The sequence below is a fragment of the Neobacillus sp. YX16 genome (assembly GCF_030123505.1).
Classification (GTDB): domain Bacteria; phylum Bacillota; class Bacilli; order Bacillales; family Cytobacillaceae; genus Neobacillus.
Window position 1 is genome coordinate 4,332,758 of the sequence record NZ_CP126115.1, and the last position, 18,323, is coordinate 4,351,080.

Annotated in this window: 17 protein-coding genes; 2 read left to right on the forward strand and 15 right to left on the reverse strand. The window is 38.1% G+C overall.

All coding sequences use genetic code 11. The features are described 5' to 3' along the window. Positions 1-5: 5 nt before the first annotated feature. A complete protein-coding gene (locus QNH48_RS21285) occupies positions 6-980 on the reverse strand; it encodes a DUF2515 family protein (RefSeq protein WP_283951909.1) in 975 nt (324 codons plus the stop codon). Between the two features lie 182 nt (positions 981-1,162). Here QNH48_RS21285 and recU point away from each other — a divergent pair, with 182 nt between their 5' ends. Both recU and QNH48_RS21295 read left to right on the forward strand, forming a co-directional pair. Next, a complete protein-coding gene (gene recU / locus QNH48_RS21290; protein WP_283951910.1) occupies positions 1,163-1,774 on the forward strand; it encodes a Holliday junction resolvase RecU in 612 nt (203 codons plus the stop codon). Positions 1,775-1,817: 43 nt separating this feature from the next. Continuing rightward, positions 1,818-4,385: a penicillin-binding protein 1A gene (locus tag QNH48_RS21295; RefSeq protein WP_283951911.1), complete on the forward strand. Its 2,568-nt coding sequence runs from the start codon at positions 1,818-1,820 to the stop codon at positions 4,383-4,385. 21 nt (positions 4,386-4,406) lie between these two features. Here QNH48_RS21295 and QNH48_RS21300 read toward each other — a convergent pair whose 3' ends face one another. From QNH48_RS21300 to bshA, 14 genes are all read right to left on the reverse strand, one after another. Continuing rightward, entirely contained in the window at positions 4,407-4,823 is a 417-nt protein-coding gene (locus tag QNH48_RS21300; protein ID WP_283951912.1) for a YpoC family protein, read from the reverse strand. After that, positions 4,816-5,478, reverse strand: coding sequence for an endonuclease III (gene nth, locus QNH48_RS21305; RefSeq protein ID WP_283951913.1), 663 nt, complete (start codon positions 5,476-5,478; stop codon positions 4,816-4,818). Before nth ends, QNH48_RS21300 begins: the two co-directional genes overlap by 8 nt. Before the next feature lie 71 nt (positions 5,479-5,549). Beyond that, positions 5,550-6,254 carry a DnaD domain-containing protein gene (locus tag QNH48_RS21310; RefSeq protein ID WP_283951914.1) on the reverse strand — a complete coding sequence of 235 codons (705 nt, stop codon included), beginning with the start codon at positions 6,252-6,254 and terminating at the stop codon, positions 5,550-5,552. Between the two features lie 127 nt (positions 6,255-6,381). Next, on the reverse strand, positions 6,382-7,569 hold the full coding sequence (locus QNH48_RS21315; RefSeq protein ID WP_283955846.1) for a pyridoxal phosphate-dependent aminotransferase: 1,188 nt from the start codon (positions 7,567-7,569) through the stop codon (positions 6,382-6,384). A gap of 31 nt (positions 7,570-7,600) precedes the next feature. Then, positions 7,601-8,074: a cell wall elongation regulator TseB-like domain-containing protein gene (locus QNH48_RS21320; protein ID WP_283951915.1), complete on the reverse strand. Its 474-nt coding sequence runs from the start codon at positions 8,072-8,074 to the stop codon at positions 7,601-7,603. 138 nt (positions 8,075-8,212) lie between these two features. After that, entirely contained in the window at positions 8,213-8,383 is a 171-nt protein-coding gene (locus QNH48_RS21325; RefSeq protein ID WP_095247321.1) for a YpmA family protein, read from the reverse strand. Between the two features lie 34 nt (positions 8,384-8,417). Continuing rightward, on the reverse strand, positions 8,418-9,272 hold the full coding sequence (locus tag QNH48_RS21330; RefSeq protein ID WP_283951916.1) for a ComEC/Rec2 family competence protein: 855 nt from the start codon (positions 9,270-9,272) through the stop codon (positions 8,418-8,420). Between the two features lie 46 nt (positions 9,273-9,318). Further along, entirely contained in the window at positions 9,319-12,126 is a 2,808-nt protein-coding gene (gene dinG, locus QNH48_RS21335) for an ATP-dependent DNA helicase DinG (RefSeq protein WP_283951917.1), read from the reverse strand. Positions 12,127-12,251: 125 nt separating this feature from the next. Beyond that, a complete protein-coding gene (panD, locus tag QNH48_RS21340; protein ID WP_283951918.1) occupies positions 12,252-12,635 on the reverse strand; it encodes an aspartate 1-decarboxylase in 384 nt (127 codons plus the stop codon). Beyond that, entirely contained in the window at positions 12,635-13,504 is an 870-nt protein-coding gene (gene panC / locus QNH48_RS21345; protein WP_283951919.1) for a pantoate--beta-alanine ligase, read from the reverse strand. Before panC ends, panD begins: the two co-directional genes overlap by 1 nt. Then, a complete protein-coding gene (gene panB / locus QNH48_RS21350) occupies positions 13,501-14,337 on the reverse strand; it encodes a 3-methyl-2-oxobutanoate hydroxymethyltransferase (RefSeq protein WP_283951920.1) in 837 nt (278 codons plus the stop codon). Before panB ends, panC begins: the two co-directional genes overlap by 4 nt. Positions 14,338-15,022: 685 nt before the next feature. After that, the gene (locus QNH48_RS21355; RefSeq protein ID WP_283951921.1) at positions 15,023-16,000 is read right to left on the reverse strand and encodes a biotin--[acetyl-CoA-carboxylase] ligase; all 978 of its coding nucleotides are present in this window, start codon (positions 15,998-16,000) and stop codon (positions 15,023-15,025) included. Then, positions 15,985-17,184, reverse strand: coding sequence for a CCA tRNA nucleotidyltransferase (locus QNH48_RS21360; protein ID WP_283951922.1), 1,200 nt, complete (start codon positions 17,182-17,184; stop codon positions 15,985-15,987). The genes QNH48_RS21355 and QNH48_RS21360 overlap by 16 nt, the downstream gene beginning before the upstream one ends. A gap of 10 nt (positions 17,185-17,194) precedes the next feature. Continuing rightward, positions 17,195-18,322 (reverse strand): N-acetyl-alpha-D-glucosaminyl L-malate synthase BshA, encoded by a 1,128-nt coding sequence (bshA, locus tag QNH48_RS21365; RefSeq protein ID WP_283951923.1) that lies wholly within the window; start codon positions 18,320-18,322, stop codon positions 17,195-17,197. Between the last annotated feature and the right edge of the window lies 1 nt (position 18,323).

Here is an 18,323-nt window from a genome sequence, read left to right on the forward strand (position 1 = left end):
TGCTTTTATATTTTCTTTAAATGGGATGTTTTGTGGAACGCTAGCATTAAATCCAGCTGATTTGATTTTTCAAAGTACCAATCTGTTAAGTGAATAGGATGGCGATGTCTTGCCTGAAAATACAGCCATGCCGGGGAAATCACTCGATTCTTGCTCCAATCCTCATATTCATAATGTTTGTGTTCCATAATGGGAAAGGTTGCTCTTAATATAGGTGTGTTACGGTTCGTCTTTGTCTTAAAATATTGTTCATAATCATTTCGGGACCCAGTATGCGGAGTTTTATCAGCAAAATCGAAAAACAAGGGAAAAAGCCGAGGATGGGTCAAGATTCTAGCTAATCTTTTTCCAAGATTAATTCGTTTCGAAAGTGACTTAAAGCCATTTACACTAGCACCATATAATTCCCCCCCACATGTGGGAAATAGGACAGAGCTGAAATGAAGCCAATCCTGTACATTAAAAATCCACGACTGAAAAACCCGCTTTTTGTAAACTGGATGCCCAATAACAGGGGTATGAATCACATTTTGTTCATTTATTATTAACGAAGTCGTAAGGCGTTCAGTATTACCTTCTTTCCAGTATCTCTCCCACTCTTTTCGAATAAATTCGGAACATTCAAAGTATGGAAGAAGATGAAACATTGGACGTTTTATTTTCGTCGAATATTGATAGACCAGTAATTGAGGGTAAACATCGTGGAAAATTAACCAATTGGCTCGTTCAAAAGTTAGAAATAGTTCCTTCCTTGTTTTAGGCTCTAATATTTCTCGAAATACATGCCCTTCCAGGTCACACATATTCCACCCGCCATTCCTTGATACCATACTGGCTAGGAATGACCAAATAATATCTGGGTTCTTTTTAAAATAGGAAAAATAGGCATCCGTTCTCGAAATATTATCAAGATTCTTTTTGTCCGTTTCGGCTTTCATTTGACTGATAGTCTCTATCTCATGTATTGTAAGATGATTCATATTCACCTTCTACTTTCATAATAGGTAGTTTTTGAGACTTAAATTTTTATGAAAAAAGAATCATGCTTTTTTTAACGAGTCACGGTACATTATTTTTATTAGCGTGTGTTTACCTAATAATTTTATACACCCCTTAGCGATTAGATTTGATATGATAAGTAGTAGCTTGAGAGGTGCTTGTCATGAAATTTAATTATCCAAACGGAAAAAAATACGTTCCAAAAGAAATGGAAATGGAATCCAAAGTAAAGAAACAAAGTAATCACTCATTTAGTAATAGAGGTATGACACTCGAGGATGATTTGAACGATACGAATGAATATTATCGTGTGAGAAATATTGCAGTCATTCACAAAAAGCCTACACCCGTTCAAATTGTTCAGGTGGATTACCCTAAAAGAAGTGCTGCCGTTATCAAGGAAGCCTATTTTAAACAAGCTTCAACCACTGACTATAACGGGGTATATAAAGGTAAATATATTGATTTTGAGGCAAAGGAAACAGCAAATCCAACCTCTTTTCCTTTGAAAAATTTCCATCAGCATCAAATTGAACATATGCAGGAAGTTGTTTCACAGGGTGGAATTTGTTTTGTTATTCTCAGGTTCTCCAAATTTGAACAAGTATATTTACTAGAAGCTAACCACTTGTTATCCTTTTGGGAAAGAATGAAAAATGGGGGGAGAAAATCAATTACAAAGGAAGAAATCGAGCAAAAAGGAGTTTTTATTCCACTTGGATTTCAACCCAGAATTGACTATATTAAAATAATCGATACTCTTTTTCATTTTTAGATATTAAGAAAATGTTTAAAGTTATGAAAGGAAGGAAATTATCATGGCAGAATCGAGAGAGGAGCGCCGTAAAAAACTCCAACAATCTAAAGGAAAACAAAAGGCGAAGAAAAAACCTAGTGGTATTGTTAAGAAAATTTTTCTAATCCTTGTTGCCCTTGGCATTATTGGTATTTTGGCAGGCGTTGGAACTTTTGCTTATTTAGTGAAGGATACTCCTAAACTTGATCCGAAATTATTAAAAGACCCCATCTCCTCTAAAGTTTTAGATAAAGATGGCGAGCTGATTGCAGAAGTTGGCTCGGAAAACCGTGAATATGTAAATTATAAGGATATTCCAAAACTTTTTGAAGATGCTGTTTTAGCGGTGGAGGATGTTCGATTTTATAAACACCATGGTTTGGACCCTATCCGTTTGGCTGGAGCTGTTGTAGCAAATTTCCGGGAAGGATTTGGTTCTGAGGGAGCAAGTACGATTACTCAACAGGTCATCAAGAATTCATTCTTAACTCCTGAAAAAACCTTGAAGCGTAAGGTGCAGGAAGCATGGATGGCCTATCAGTTAGAACAAAAATATACAAAGCACCAAATTTTTGAAATGTATGTAAATAAAGTCTTTGTATCTGAAAACAGTCATGGACTGGCGACGGCTGCAAAAATATTTTATGGCAAGGAATTAAAGGAGCTTACCCTTCCTGAGGCTGCACAGCTCGCTGGAATGCCGCAAAGTCCAAATAATTATAACCCATTTGACCACCCTGACTTAGCAGAAAAAAGACGTAATATTGTCTTGATGTTAATGGAACAGCATGGATATATCACGAAAGAACAAATGGAAGAAGCAAAAAGTGTTCCAGTGACAGCCACATTGGTTAAAGAAGAGGAACGAGTTAGAGACGAAAAACCTTTTGATTCTTTTGTTGACGCTGTTATTGATGAGGTTGAGGATCAAGGAGACTTTGATATCTTCTCGGATGGATTAACGATTCATACAACACTTGATAAAAACGCTCAATTATATGTTAATACCTTATTGAATACCGATGAAGTAATAAGCTATCCAGATGCAGAATTCCAAGCAGGTATAGCTCTCACCGATACAAAAACTGGTGAAATCCGTGCGATTGGCGGCGGGCGAAACCAAGAGGTTAGCCGTGGCTTTAACTATGCAATTGATACCCAGCGCCAGCCTGGATCAACGATCAAACCTGTACTGGACTATGGACCAGCGATTGAATATCTAAATTGGGGTACCTATCAAACGATTGATGATAAACCAATAAAGTATTCTACCGGTCAAGAGTTTGGCAACTGGGATGACAAATACATGGGTCCAATTTCAATGCGTACTGCCTTGCAGTATTCTAGAAATACCCCAGCGGTTCAGGCTCTTCAGCAGGTTGGTTTAGAAGAAGCAAAAGAATTCGCTATCAGCCTTGGGATACCGTTGAAGGAAATATTTGAATCCTATGCAATTGGCGGTTTTGGAGGAAAAACAGTAGGAGTTTCGCCTCTCCAAATGGCAGGAGCCTATAGTGCATTTGGAAATAATGGGATGTATACAAAGCCTTATGCCGTGAAAAAAATTGAGCTTCGAGATGGTACTGTCCTCGACACTGCACCAGAATCAAAGCTTGTTATGAAGGATTCTACTGCTTTCATGGTTACCGATATGTTAAAGAGCGTTATGGTTTCACCAGGTACTGGTACAACGGCAAGAGTTCCAGGACTTCCAATTGCTGGAAAAACAGGTACTACCAACTATTCAGAAAAACAAATGAAAGATTGGAACATTACTAGCAGCAGGGTTGTACCTGATGCATGGTTTACAGGCTATACAACTAACTATACTGCGTCCGTTTGGACGGGTTATTCCAATTTAAAAACCCCTATTCAACCGGGTGCAGATCAGAAAATCGCTCAGCTAATCTTTAAGAATTTAATGGCATATGTGTCAAAAGACATCGAAACACCTGACTTCCCTGTTCCCGATAGCGTGCAAAAGGTTAGAGTTGAAAAAGGTTCTAAACCGCCTGCATTAGCAAGTGAGTTTACACCTAATAGTGAAGTTATTGTGGAGTATGCAGTGAAAGGTCATGCACCAAAAAAGGTTTCAGAGAAATACAACAAGATTAATGCACCTGTTAATCCAAAAGCAATTTATGATGCAGGAAAAAATGAAGTGACACTAACTTGGGATTACAACAATTCAGAAAATACTGCTGTTCAATTCGAAGTAACTATTTCTGACGGTGTAGCACCTAAAACTGAAACTATTTCAGAAAAAGTAGTTACGCTTCAGAATCCAATACCAGGTACGAAGTATAGCATCAGTGTTGTTGCGATTATTGGTAACAAGAGAAGTGACCCAGCCACAACTTCAATCGATATCCCACTTCCACAACAAGATGAAGGTAATGGAGATGGAGATGGTAATGGTAATGGTAATGGCAATGGCAATGGTAACGGTAATGGCAATGGTAACGGTAATGGCAATGGTAACGGTAATGGAAATGATGCTGGTGAAGGAGACGGAGGAAACGAAGGCAGTGATGTACCAGTCACCACAGAGCCTGGAAATGGTAACGGTAATGGTGATAGTGGAGGATAAATCTCCAATACAAAAAAGCGTCTAGCCCTTTTGGCTTAGACGCTTTTTTACGATATTTTTTTTTGCATATTGTTTTGCTTGTTCTGTCATCAGCTCGGAAAGCTGGCGATAAGAATGGAACAGGTTCGGCCTTGAAAGGATATAAGCTAATCTTTCATCGAGATTAACCGGTTTTATCACTAAATGATTAATTGAAATAGGTTCCTTAGAATTAATTTGTCTATCATTGGACCAATATAAAAATTGAATGAATAAGCCAATCCCTTTTTTCATCCCTTGTAATGTTGATTTTTGATCTCGATTCCGATAAAGTCCCTCCAGTTCAACTTTTATTCTTTCCCAGTCTGATAATAGATTTGAAATGGCTTGGTCTACATTTTCATCCAAACCCTCTAGTTCCAATTCTTCCAGGAAGGGGATGATTAGCTGATTATCCATTCGCGACTTTCCTACCTTTCATTCTCTTCTTCCCTTCCCTGCACAGCTCTAATAATGGGCAGCTAGGGCATTGCGGGTTTTGAGCTTTACAATGGTATCGGCCAAAGAAAATTAATCTATGGTGGGTATCAGACCACTCGTCCTTTGGTACCTTCTTCATTAGTGTTTTTTCCACTTCAAGCACAGAATCCTTCCAGCGGCAAATACCAAGCCGTTTACTTACTCTTTCAACATGAGTATCTACTGCGATAGCAGGAATATTAAAAGCCACTGATACGACAACATTTGCCGTTTTTCTTCCTACACCCGGAAGTTTCGTTAATTCATCACGATCCCTCGGCACTTCACCGCCATATTCATCCAATAAAAGCCTTGCCAAACTCTGGATATTCTTAGCTTTATTTCTATAGAGTCCAATCGAGCGAATATCATTTTGCAGTTCTTCTAGAGGAACTGCTAAATAATCCTCTGGAGTTTTATATTTCTTAAATAATTCCTTGGTAACCTTATTGACGAGAACATCCGTACATTGTGCAGACAAGGCCACCGCAATTACCAGCTCAAAAGGATTTGAATGTACTAATTCACAATGAGCATCAGGAAACATCTCGCCCATTTGATCTAGACAAAAACGAATTTGTGTATTATTTAACAAAGTAATTTCACCTGCCAGTTCGTAATGTAAATGGAAACAAACGAGAGAATTTCTCCTCTCGTTTAGTTAATTTATTGTTCCAGCCAATTGTAAAAGGGCACAGAATTGGTTGAAGGGGCTTGAGAATCTTGCGCCGGTCGATTTGGCGTCTGCTTTTGGCGAAACTTTCGCCCATGAGTTTTCGCCTGTTCAATTGTCTTTATGCCATTCTTTTTCCATTCAAAAAGAATCCTGTCAATATATCGGAAATTTAACTTTCCAGACATGACCGATTCTCGTAATGCTGCCTTAATGATAATAGGATCGTGATGGTCATCATCCATCCACATTACCAGTGATTCACACTCAAACGGGGATAAAGGACGTCCAAATTCCTTCTCGAAGCATGTGTATAGATCACTTTCGTCTGTCTTCTTAGTGACCTCTTGAGTTTGTTTATTTTTGATTAAAAACTGGTCTACAAGTTTTTCCCATAAAGGCCCTACAGAGTATTTCTCAAACCTGATTCCCTCTGAAGAGTATTCATCTATTATTTGTATAAACCCTTTTTGAATTAATCTTCGCAGCATTTCGTTACATTCTGAAACAGTAATCGTCATCCGAGAAGATAGCTCTTCTGGAGTGGGAAAGTCATTTCCTTTTTCTATAAAAGTCATAATATTTAATAAGAGAACAAGTTCATATTCATTAAGATTCATATTTCGGTACTCTGAGAATAATAAAGCAGGAACCGTTATATTACCTTCCTGAAGCCATGATAATATATTTGTTTTCATTTTTTGCGACACCTCTTGCTTAGTATAACATGAACATCCTCTCACAGTAAGAGGATTGAAATATCCAGATATTATAAGAAAAGCAAAAAGCCTGCAATCGCAGACTTTTTATTGAAAATCCAATATTTTAACGTTGACGCTTAGCTTCAACAAAATCCTTCATTCTCGTCACTGCTTCTTCTAAGAGATCAAGTGAGGTTGCGTAGGAAAGACGGATATTATCTGGTGTACCAAATCCGGAGCCAGGGATTACTGCTACCTTTGCTTCTACCAACAGGGCTTCAACAAACGCATCTACATCTTGATATCCTGTTAATTCAGCGGCATGCTTCACATTTGGATATAAGTAAAATGCACCTTGAGGTTTCACACAAGTGAATCCTGGTATCGCAACTAATTTTTCATAAATAACTTCTAAACGATGTTCAAAGGCCTGACGCATTTCTTCAACTGGCTCTTGTGGACCATTATATGCAGCTATAGAGGCATACTGAGCAGTTGTGGTCGGATTAGATGTGCTATGACTCGCTAAGTTTGTCATTGCCTCGATAATCTCTTTATTCCCTGCAGCGTAACCAATACGCCAGCCTGTCATGGAGTGTGATTTCGAAACACCATTAATGACAATTGTTTGTTCCTTTAATTCAGGAGATAACTGTGCAATTGATACATGCTTATGTTCACCATATATGAGCTTTTCATAAATCTCATCTGATATGATTAAAATATTTCTTTCAAGGCATAATTTTCCTAATTCCTGCAGTTCTTCGGCGGAATAAATAACACCTGTAGGATTACTTGGAGAATTGATAATAATTGCTTTGGTTCTTTCAGTAATCACCGATTCTAATTGTTGAGCTGTAATCTTAAATTGCTGTGACTCAAATCCCTCCACGTAAACCGGAACGCCTCCAGCTAATTTAACTTGTTCAGGATAGCTTACCCAGTAAGGGATTGGTATTATGACTTCGTCACCTTCATTTAAGAGAACTTGAAAAAGCGTATATAAAACGTGTTTTGCCCCGTTCCCTACGATGATTTCATTTGGTTTATAGGAAAGACCTTGGTCTCGTTCTAATTTTCCAATGACTGCCTTCTTTAAGGCTGGTAAGCCTGCTGAAGGGGTGTACTTCGTATGACCTTCATTCATAGAACGGACCGCTGCATCTAAAATATGTTGTGGAGTGTTATAATCAGGTTCACCTGCACCTAAACCAATTACATTCTCCCCTTGGTCCTTTAATTCTTTAGCCTTTGCTGTAATTGCTAATGTTGTTGATGGTGTAAGTGTCATAACTCTGTTTGCTAATTTCACTGCCATTCCTATTCCTCCTGCTCTCATGAAGCTATAAATTTTCGATTTTTTTTAGCCATTCACCTGTTTTAAAGTCTACATAATAATAATTTATTAAATTATTTTCAGAACGGTAATAAATTTCCCATAATGGGATATTGTTTTCCATTCCTATTTTAACTGAGATAATCTTTTTGGGATTTTTTTCTTCCAACAGTCTTTGGACAGCATCCTCTTCAGAAATGCCGTTTTTCCGTTTGTCCCACATCACTTTCTTGCTTTTCTCAGGGATCCAAACGATAATATTTTCACCCTTTTTATTTTTCCCCTCTATGACATTTACTGTCTCTGTTCCATGATAGATATGAAAATCCTCGACTTCATTTAGCTCGACCTTTTCCTTTGCCAAGGTAACAGCCTTTTCTTCTGCAGCATTTAGAGGTTCTTGGGCGGTTGCATATACTTTAATAAAAACACCAACACAAATTACTATAAATAATACTATAAATAAAATAATTTTTTTCATTGTACTCCACTTCTTCCAGCTGCGGCTCCTAACTTTTCGGTCGTTTCAATCAGTCCCTACAAATCCAAAGTGCAGGATTTGCAGAGCCGGCTTGTAAGCGTCTGTCAAAGTTGGACAATCGCCTCCGCTTTACATCTTTTATGTACGATAAATGGTAAAAATAGCTTTACTTTGATCTTCTTGATCGAGTGCAAGTCCAAACATTAAATCCTTTTGTTTTAATGTTCGATTAAGGGCGTCAACAATTTTGTATAAGTCCGGACTATGCTGAAGTTTAACGGTTGAGAGGACTTCTATTTTTGATTCCATTGTATTCCTCCTTTATCTCTTTAAAGCAATAATATCAGCTATAGTCTTCCTTTTCTACTGGAAAAGTGAATACTTCATAGTTATTTTCAGTAAATTTTATCGTAATGGTACCATGCTTTTTTGTAAAAAAGACTTCAGACCATATATCCTGCAGGTTATAGATAATATCGGGGTCAGGTTGATGCTGCTCTGATTCAAATAGAATCGATATTTGCGGATTAACGTGTTGAATTAATTTCTCCGATAACGAATCTTCCTTAGCCCAGTTTGGCACTTTAAAAATAGTAACATCATCTAAATTTTTCTTTAATAAATTTTCTTCCACTTGTTGACTAGACGAGGTCATCAGAAATAAACGATGCTTAAAAAATTGCAGCGTAAAATCTATCCCTTCATTTTCTCCTATTCCTGCATATAGAACCTCTGCAGACAAATCTGGGAAAAGGACTTGAGTTATTCCCTCTGACCAAGGAATTACTTTTACTTCCGTAAAGGAAGGTGACATGTTAGTTAATTCCCTTGCTATTTCAGCTGTTGCAATCAATTGCTTTACATTATATTTTGAAATAATTTGCGTAAGTTGGTCAAGAAAAAGATTTTGAGTGTTCGTAATGATTAGTGTTGAAATTTCCTTAACACCATAAGTTTTGAGAACTTCCCGCAATTCATCACTTGTTTCTTCTCCACCCATATTAACCAAAATATTCTCACCATTAGAGCCTTGAATAAGGGTCGCTTCCCCGTCACCTAAGCCAAAAAAGGTGACAGCAATTTCATGGTCCTTCAAATTTAAATCGATACTTTCTACATTACCTAATTCATTAGAAGAGGCACTTCCAATCGAAGTAAATTGGAAAAAGATTGCTGCCACAAGTAATAATTTTCTCATACACATACCTCCATACTAATAGGATGTGTAATTTTTCCAGATTTCATTATAGCCATTTGTAAATTATTTCGACTAATTCGTCAATATTTCCTTTTTTCATCGGTACGGGTGGTATTGACTTCAAAAAGTCCTTACCATATTTTGCAGAAATAATCCTTTTATCAAAAACCATCATGATTCCCCGGTCTTTATCACTGCGGATTAAACGCCCAAATCCCTGTTTAAATCTGAGAATCGCTTCAGGTAATGAATACTCCGTAAAGGCATTTCCACCTTGCTGTTTGATTATTTGACACTTAGCTTCCGTCAGCGGCTCGTCTGGCGGGCTAAATGGCAATCTGACAATTACTAAACAGGATAGGTCTTCACCCGGGATATCTATTCCCTCCCAGAAGCTGCTAGTCCCTAGTAAAATTGCTTTCTCATACCGTTTGAAATTCCTCGTTAATCTTGAGCGGCTGCCGCTTGTAATCCCTTGTGCAATCATTGCATAATCATTTAGAAATCCACTTTCTTTAATAAGCTCATATGTTTTCTTTAACATGTCGTGAGCCGTAAAGAGAATCAACATTCTACCCTTTGTTGCCTCTGCGACCGTTATTATATGCTCCGTAATCGCAATAACGTAATCCTCTAGACCAGTTGCATTCACCTCTGGTAAATCTTCAGGTATTAACAGTTTCACCTGATTTTTATAATCAAAGGGAGAAGGTATATTCATGGTTAGCGTAGTTTCTTTAACGAGTCCCATTTCATTTATCATGTAGTCAAACGAATTGTTAATTGTAAGGGTTGCTGATGTTAAAACCACGCCACTTTTAACACTAAAAAACCTTTCTCTTAGCGAAGCCGCTACGAAAGCAGGCTGGGCATAGAAGGTAGTTACATTCTGTTGTGAACGGAAATCAATCTCAATCCATTTTACATCATTAGATTCTTTAATAAAGCAATCTTGAACGGTGTTTCTAAGTTCTTCTATTTCATTACTAAAGGAAATGATTTCTTCCATTTTTCCTCTTTGCTTACTTGTTAAATTTTCTTTATGATTCTTAATTAACTCTAAACGCTCACTGATTGCATTCCGTAAATCCTTCAGAAGAAAGGCAAACCTCTCTGCGCTATGGAAAAGAGCATTTTTTTCTTTGCCTCCTTTTTCACGTAAAAACCGCACTTTGGCTCGATTTATACCTCTTCTTTCAGGAGTACTTGATTTTGCATAAAGGGCAGTAAGCTTAAAAAATTCATCCATTTCATAGGAAAGATCTGCTGCAAGTTGATTTATTTTTATAGTTGGTGTTAAATTCCCCTTGTTTGCTATTAGGGCATCAAGGATTGATTCTAGTTCATGAAATAAAAGTCGCTGATCATTTTGCCCAAATTGACTTAGCAGCAAACGGGTTGTGAGGTAATCTAATGTGCGGCCAAAATATTGGCTTGCAACCTTTTCAAAATGATGTGCTTCATCGATAATGGCATAATCAAACTCTGGCATAAATGTTTTTTCAGCTGATAGATTACTTAATAACAGCGAATGATTGGTAATAATAATATCCGCATCCTGAGCCTCATTCTTTGCGCGTAAATAAAAATCCTTCTCCTGCCAAAGTTTATTCATTGCAAAGATTGTTTGTTCATTCTTAATTTTGTTCCAAAAAATATTTCCGCCGCTAGAGAGATTCAGCTCATCACGATCACCCGTATTGGTTTCAGTCAGCCATACAAGAATTTGCATTTTCGTTAATGTCGTATCGTAATTATCATTTTCCTCCAATAAGGACAGGGCGAATTTCTCTAAACTAATATAATGGTTTCTTCCTTTCAACAAAACAGACTTTACTTCAAAAGGAAGAATCTTTGTTAACAAAGGTATTTCATTTTGAATGATTTGCTCCTGAAGCTGTATAGTATGGGTACTTACCACAACAGGGAGCCTGCTCTCTTTTGCAAAATACGCAACGGGCAGCAGGTATCCTAAAGATTTCCCTACACCCGTACCTGCCTCAATGAGTGTATGCATTCCAGAAAGGAAAGCCTGGTAAACTCCATTCATCATTTGAAATTGTCCTATTCTCTTTTCATAGGATGTAAAACCCTTACTAACCATCTTCATTTTTTCTTCTTCACTGAGTGGAAATTGGTAATCATCCTTAAATTGCCTGCTAGTCGACGATGAATGACTTTGAATCTTTTTCAGGGCAAGTGTATTCCATATTTCAACGTATTCATGCCATTTTTGACTGCTTGGGTCTATTTCTAAAATGATTTCATCAATTAATTGTTGTAAATCGCTTTTAAGTCCTCCTGAAAGCTGTGAAAGCTGATTGAGAGTCAATACAGGTAATTGTAATAACCGATTTACAAGAATTAGAAAAAGTTCTGCAGTAACCTGCGCATCACTATCTGCCTGATGTGGTCTATCATGCTGCAGGTCCTCTCTTACAGCTAGGTCAGAAAGTTTATAACCGTCAGCTGTAGGAAAGATGATTCTCGCCATTTCAACTGTATCAAGGACTGAGCCGTAGAAGCCTTCAAATCCTGCTTGAATTAATTCTTCCTGCAAAAATGACAAATCAAATAAAACATTATGAGCAACGAAATAAGCACCCTCTAATAATGAATTAACCTTCGGAGCTATTTCGGCAAATAATGGAGAGTCCTTTACCATCTCATCGTCTATGTGTGTCAATTCTTCAATAAAAGCAGGGATTGACCTTTTGGGATTGATAAGTGATGAGAAGCTTTCTGTGATTTTCCCTTCTTCAATGACCACAGCAGCAAATTGGATTATTTTATCCCCTTTTTTGGGGTTATTTCCTGTAGTTTCCAGGTCTACCACAACAAATTTATTTAACATTCTACCTAACACCTCAAACCTTCATTAAAACGGTATCACAAAAAAGGTAAAAGAAAAAGAAAACCATACTTACAGTATATAAAATAATCATAAAAAAAGAAAAAATCCCCGATAAGGGGGATTCGTTACATAATAGTTAATGCTGGTTCAGCATTGATCATTTCTATTATCTTGTTACATTCACCCATAATGGCCACTTTAGGCTGATGACTTTGAACTTTTTCTTCCGGAACTAAGCAATAAGAGATGATAATAACAATATCACCTTTTTGAACTAGCCGGGCAGCAGCCCCATTTAAACAAACCACACCGCCGCCTCTTTCTCCAGGAATAATATACGTTTCAAGTCTAGCACCATTATTGTTATTAACAATCTGAACCTTTTCATTAGCCGCCATACCCACGGCATCTAGCAAATCTTCATCTATTGTAATACTTCCAACATAATTTAAATTAGCTTCCGTTACTGTAGCACGGTGGATTTTCCCATTCATCATGTGCCGAAACATTATTTTTCTCCTCCAATTCCCTGCGTAGCATCTAAGATGATATTATCTATTAATCGAACCTTTGAAAATTTAACCGCCAGCGCAATGATACATGTGCCTTCTAAATTCTCTATTTCTTTTAATTGAGGATATGAGTAGATTTCTACATAATCAATTTGTCCGTGGGTCTCTGAACCAATCATGTCTGAAACTAGATCCTTAATTGTTTGAGGGTTCTGTTCTCCTCCCTCTATGGCCTTTTTAGCGGCAGTTAAGCTTTTATATAGAACTACAGCCTGTGACCTTTCTTCAGGCAGGAGATTAACATTACGAGAGCTTTTTGCAAGACCATCTTCTTCACGGACAATGTCTACAGGAATTAATTCAATCGGAAAATTAAAATCGGAAATTAATCCCTCTACTACGGCGACTTGCTGAGCATCCTTTATCCCGAAATAAGCTCTTGTTGGCAACACAATATTAAAAAGCTTTGTTAAAACAGTAGCCACACCATCAAAATGACCTGGTCTAGATTTCCCGCACAAAACATCCGTACGTTCCTGAACTGTCACACTAACAGATAAAGAATGCGGATACATTTCTTCTACCGATGGATAAAAAATAATGTCTACCCCTTCACATTCAGCCAATGATTGATCTCTGGTAAAATCTCTGGGATAGGTTGAATAATCCTCAGTTGGTCCAAATTGAAGTGGATTTACAAAAATACTTAAAACAACACTATCATTTTCTAATCTTGCTTTATTTAATAGAGTAAGATGACCTTCATGTAAAAATCCCATGGTTGGCACAAACCCGATTGATTTTGATTGAGATTTTAGTTTTTTTATTTCAGCCTGCATTTCCTTTATCGTGGTAATGACTCTCATTTAATACCTCCGTAAAGTCCGCTAAGCTCACGTTCTTTCATCGTAAAGGAGTGTTTATCTTCAGGAAACTGTTCTGATTTTACTTCCTTTACATACGCTTGTATGGATTCAATAATAAACGGGTTTAAGTTGTAATATTGCTTTACGAACTTAGGCACTCTCTCCACACCATAACCTAAAATATCATGATAGACGAGTACTTGACCATCCACATCTGCCCCTGCTCCAATGCCAATAATAGGAACGGAAACATGTTTTGATACTTCCTCTGCAAGCTGCTTAGGTACACACTCAAGCACTATTGCGAATGCCCCTGCTTCCTCACACTTTTTCGCATCTTCCAACAGTTTCATTGCAGCTTTTGCATCTTTTCCTTGAACTTTATAGCCGCCTAATACGCCAACGGATTGAGGAGTTAATCCAAGATGGCCACAAACTGGAATTCCTGCCTTTGTGAGGGCTGCGATTTTATCAATTACATCATCTGCACCCTCAAGCTTTAAGGCGTGAGCACCTGTTTCCTGAATCAATCTGCCTGCATTTAGCATTGTATCCTTAATGGACAGATGATAGGTTAAAAATGGCATATCAACAACGATATACGTATCCTTAGCTCCTCGTTTTACGGCTTTTGCATGATGAATCATATCTTCCATCGTTACGGGTACCGTGGAATCGTAACCCAGCATGACCATCCCAAGAGAGTCTCCAACTAAAATTAAATCGACTCCTGCCTGTTCTGCTTGTTTCGCAGATGGATAATCGTACGCAGTAAGCATGACAATTTTTTCCTTATTTTCTTTCATTTTTAAGAAATCTGTACTTTGCTTCATCTACATTCCCTCCTTTTAATTAGGAAGAGGGGATTAAAAAAGAGCGCAAAAAAGATCCTTCTGAAGGCAGAGGATCTTGGTACTCTTTTACATGTTCTATCCCTCTGTCCCGGTCCGTGCTACGGATCTAGGCAGAAACCTTTTAAATTATGAAAAAATAGTTTCAGGTGCAGCTCTCAAGGATACCGCCCATTATTTGAATTATAAGAAAAAATTCAGAAAACCGCAAGCTATTCTTTTCAGTGGCTGTGTTAAACTGGGCTGTTGATTTGTGCTCAACTAAGGAAAGCTTCTTTGAATAATCACCGCAGTGACAGGCCGTCTCTGCCTGTCACGAGGCGCTTCGCTTTCCGCAGGCGGTTCGGGAAGCCTGTCTAGCTGCAGCGCCTAGCCCCTCGAGTCGCTTCGGTCCCAACGATGAAGTCAAAGAACGACTTCATCGTCAGGCCCTCCAGCGCTTGTCGGAGCTGTACAGGCGCTTCCGCTTTTCCTACTCCTCGGCGCTAAGAGATAAGCGGGGTCTCCCCTGTCCCGTCCTCCTGCAGGACATTGATTTACTTCCTCGAATCTGCCCACGCACGAAGAAAAGGCGATAGCATTTTCGAGGAGTCTCGCGCCGTCCGCACAAATCAACAGAGTTCCAATATCAACATTTGCTTTAACACAGCATTAAAATCTGAACCTTTTATACTTCTATATCAGCAGAATACACATGGTGTATTTTTCCCTGTTCATCTTCAATCATTAATACTCCGTCGTCTGTAATACCTTGGGCTTTTCCAACAATTGAATGAGTTAGTGTACGCGCAGTAACCTGTCTTCCAATACTTATAGCATAACTTTCCCATAAAAGCTTAATTGGAAGGAAACCCTCTTCTAGGTATAGTAAATACAATTTTTCAAGATTCATAAAGATGCCCTTAATTATTTCAGCTCGGGATATTTTTTCACCTTTTTCAATAAGGAGCGATGTAGCTATGTCCTGTAACTCAGGTGGAAAGTCTTCTTTTATTTGATTAACATTCATTCCGATACCAATGATGATTGAATTAATACGATCTGCTTCTGCTTCAAGTTCAGTTAGAATTCCCGTTACCTTTTTCCCATTGATTAGGATGTCATTTGGCCATTTTATTTCTGGAAGCACCCCGGTAAGGTCCTCAATCGCCTGAACAATTGCCACCGCTGCTAATAGCGTTAATTGAGGAGCTTTTGGCAGTGGGATGTTTGGCCTAAGAATAATACTCATCCAAATGCCTGTATACTTGGGTGAATGCCATTTACGGTTCATTCTTCCGCGGCCAGATAGCTGTTCTTCTGCAATAACTACTGTCCCTTCAGGTGCATCTTCATAGGTTAAACGGTGCGCAATCTTTTGTGTAGATTCTACACTGTCCTCGTAGTGGATGTTTTTACCAATAAATTTAGTTTTTAAACCCAGTCTTAATTCATTGGCTGTTATTTTTTCAGGTGTTTTTACAATTCGGTACCCTTTTCGGCGCACTGCTTCTAATTCAAAACCTTCTTTTCGGAGCTCTTCGATATGCTTCCATACAGCCGTTCTGGAGCAGCCGAGTAACTCTGCTATATGCTGGCCAGATAAGTAAGAACCACCAGCAGTTGTAAAGGCGTCAAGTAATTCTTTCCTTAGTTGTGATTGCACTCCATCAGCCACTCCTTTATGATTTTTTTACTATTCGTAACTCTGCCATCTAGAATCGCTTGCTCAGCCTTAAGCAATAGCTCCTTCACCCATGGTCCACCACTTTTGTTAAACCAGGCCATTAAGTCCGTTCCTGTTAGGTCCATTTCTGATCGTTCTTTAATCGGAAGACTTTCATACAGTCGAGTATAGTGCTGAATGGTGTCACTACCTACGATGCCGTTAATAACGAGATATAGAATTTCAGATGATACGAAAATGTCCTTCGTTGCTGTATACAAATCATAGGAAGACCAACTAGTTTCAAATCGCATATTTAGATAATGTAAAATAAGCTGTATCTCCCTAATTTCCTTCAACGGGATTCGCCAGCCTCTAAGAAATTCCTCTATTTCTTTTTTTTCTACTTTTATGCAGAATATGAGCAATGCCCACATCTCACGTGAGTTTAACCGTTCAAGCTCATACTCTAACACTAACTTTATAGCTTCCTCTTGATTTGATAAACCAGGCAAGTAATGATACATATTGGTTTGAAGAATTAATTCCAAGGCTTGTTTTCGATTAACACCACTAAGTAGTTTATCGAACTCCGTCTGTTTTCGTTCGACCGCAATATGTTCAAGAAGGTGTACCATTTCTATCAGTGCATTTAGTGTTTCTTCTTCAATTTTGAAAGAGAGCTGACCTACAAAGCGAACAGCACGCATCATTCTTAATGCATCCTCTTGAAATCGATTCTCTGCATTTCCAACTGTTTGAATGACTTGATTTATGATTGCTAAATTCCCCTGAAATGGATCAATAAGGTTTCCATATTTATCCATCGCAATGGCATTCATGGTGAAATCTCTCCGCTGTAAATCTTCTGAAATGCTCCTAATAAATGCAACTTCCTTTGGCCTGCGAAAATTCTCGTATTCTGCTTCACTTCGAAAGGTAGTAATTTCATATGCTTGATTTTGATACAAAACCAGAACTGTACCATGCTCGATTCCAATATCGACAGTTTTCGAAAAAATCTGTTTTACTTCTTCGGGGGTTGCCGAGGTGGCAATATCAACATCGTTAATTTCTTTATTTAAAAGGAAGTCCCTGACAGCCCCCCCTACAAAATATGCTTCAAAACCAGCAGTCTCTAACCTTTCTAATACTGGTACAGCTGTTAAAAAAGGCTCTTTCATCTAATCACCCTTAGTTTAAGAGCTTATAATATAATTGCTCATATTTCCCGACAATTTGTTCGGCTCTAAATTTTGTTTTCACAACAGCTAATCCATTACTGGCAAATTGTTCATGAATCTGTTGATCACTTAATAGCATGATAGCTTTCTTAGAAATATCGTCAATATCCCCTAGCTCACAAATGTATCCTGTCTCTCCATTCTGAATAACTTCAGGCAATCCGCCAACATTCGTTCCAATACAAGGTACACCACAGGCCATTGCCTCGAGAGCCACCAGCCCAAAGCTTTCTTTTTCCGATAATAACAGCTTTATATCACTGATGGAATATAATTCATCAAGGTTTTCCTGTTTACCTAGAAGGTGAACTTTATCAGTTAACCCTAATTTCTTTACAAGCCTGCAAACAGGCGTCATTTCAGGGCCATCGCCAACAAGCAAAAGCTTTGCCGGCATTGCAGCAGAAATCTTCGCAAACGTTTTTACCACATCCTGAACACGTTTAACTGGCCGGAAATTTGAAACATGGATGACGACTTTTTCATTTTCTTTAATTCCGAATTCCTTCTTTAAATGATTTGCTTCTCTTTTTTGATAAATTCTTTCATCAATAAAGTTATAGACCGTTTCAATTTGTTTGTCTGGCTGAATAAGTTCTTGGGTTTGCTCAATTAAAGACCTTGAAACAGCCGTTACTGCATCAGATTTTTCAATCCCAAACTTAATTGCCTCTGTCAGGGATGGATCGTAACCAAGAACGGTTATGTCTGTACCATGCAGCGTGGTGACAATCTTTACATCAACCTTTGACATCTGTTTTGCCAAGATTGCGCAAACTGCATGCGGGATAGCATAATGGACATGGAGAATGTCTAGATTTTCTCTATTAGCAACCTCGGCCATCTTACTTGCTAAGGCAATATCATAGGGTGGATATTGAAAAACAGAATATTGATTCACTTCAACCTGATGATAAAAAATATTATGATACATTCTATTAAGTCTAAACGGCATGCTAGATGAGATGAAATGAATTTCATGCCCCTTCTCAGCTAGCATTTTCCCTAATTCTGTCGCAACGACTCCTGAGCCGCCAACAGTAGGATAACAGGTAATTCCAATTTTAAGTTTCCTCATT

Excerpts from the sequence above, each read along its gene's own strand:
- bshA (WP_283951923.1), bottom strand. The coding sequence starts at position 18,322 with ATGAGGAAACTTAAAATTGGAATTACCTGTTATCCTACTGTTGGCGGC.
- panB (WP_283951920.1), bottom strand. The coding sequence starts at position 14,337 with ATGAAGCAAAGTACAGATTTCTTAAAAATGAAAGAAAATAAGGAAAAA.
- QNH48_RS21325 (WP_095247321.1), bottom strand. The coding sequence starts at position 8,383 with ATGGAATCAAAAATAGAAGTCCTCTCAACCGTTAAACTTCAGCATAGT.
- QNH48_RS21320 (WP_283951915.1), bottom strand. The coding sequence starts at position 8,074 with ATGAAAAAAATTATTTTATTTATAGTATTATTTATAGTAATTTGTGTT.
- panD (WP_283951918.1), bottom strand. The coding sequence starts at position 12,635 with ATGTTTCGGCACATGATGAATGGGAAAATCCACCGTGCTACAGTAACG.
- recU (WP_283951910.1), top strand. The coding sequence starts at position 1,163 with ATGAAATTTAATTATCCAAACGGAAAAAAATACGTTCCAAAAGAAATG.
- panC (WP_283951919.1), bottom strand. The coding sequence starts at position 13,504 with ATGAGAGTCATTACCACGATAAAGGAAATGCAGGCTGAAATAAAAAAA.
- QNH48_RS21360 (WP_283951922.1), bottom strand. The coding sequence starts at position 17,184 with ATGAAAGAGCCTTTTTTAACAGCTGTACCAGTATTAGAAAGGTTAGAG.
- QNH48_RS21295 (WP_283951911.1), top strand. The coding sequence starts at position 1,818 with ATGGCAGAATCGAGAGAGGAGCGCCGTAAAAAACTCCAACAATCTAAA.
- QNH48_RS21330 (WP_283951916.1), bottom strand. The coding sequence starts at position 9,272 with ATGAGAAAATTATTACTTGTGGCAGCAATCTTTTTCCAATTTACTTCG.
- QNH48_RS21285 (WP_283951909.1), bottom strand. The coding sequence starts at position 980 with ATGAATCATCTTACAATACATGAGATAGAGACTATCAGTCAAATGAAA.
- QNH48_RS21310 (WP_283951914.1), bottom strand. The coding sequence starts at position 6,254 with ATGAAAACAAATATATTATCATGGCTTCAGGAAGGTAATATAACGGTT.
- dinG (WP_283951917.1), bottom strand. The coding sequence starts at position 12,126 with ATGTTAAATAAATTTGTTGTGGTAGACCTGGAAACTACAGGAAATAAC.
- QNH48_RS21300 (WP_283951912.1), bottom strand. The coding sequence starts at position 4,823 with ATGGATAATCAGCTAATCATCCCCTTCCTGGAAGAATTGGAACTAGAG.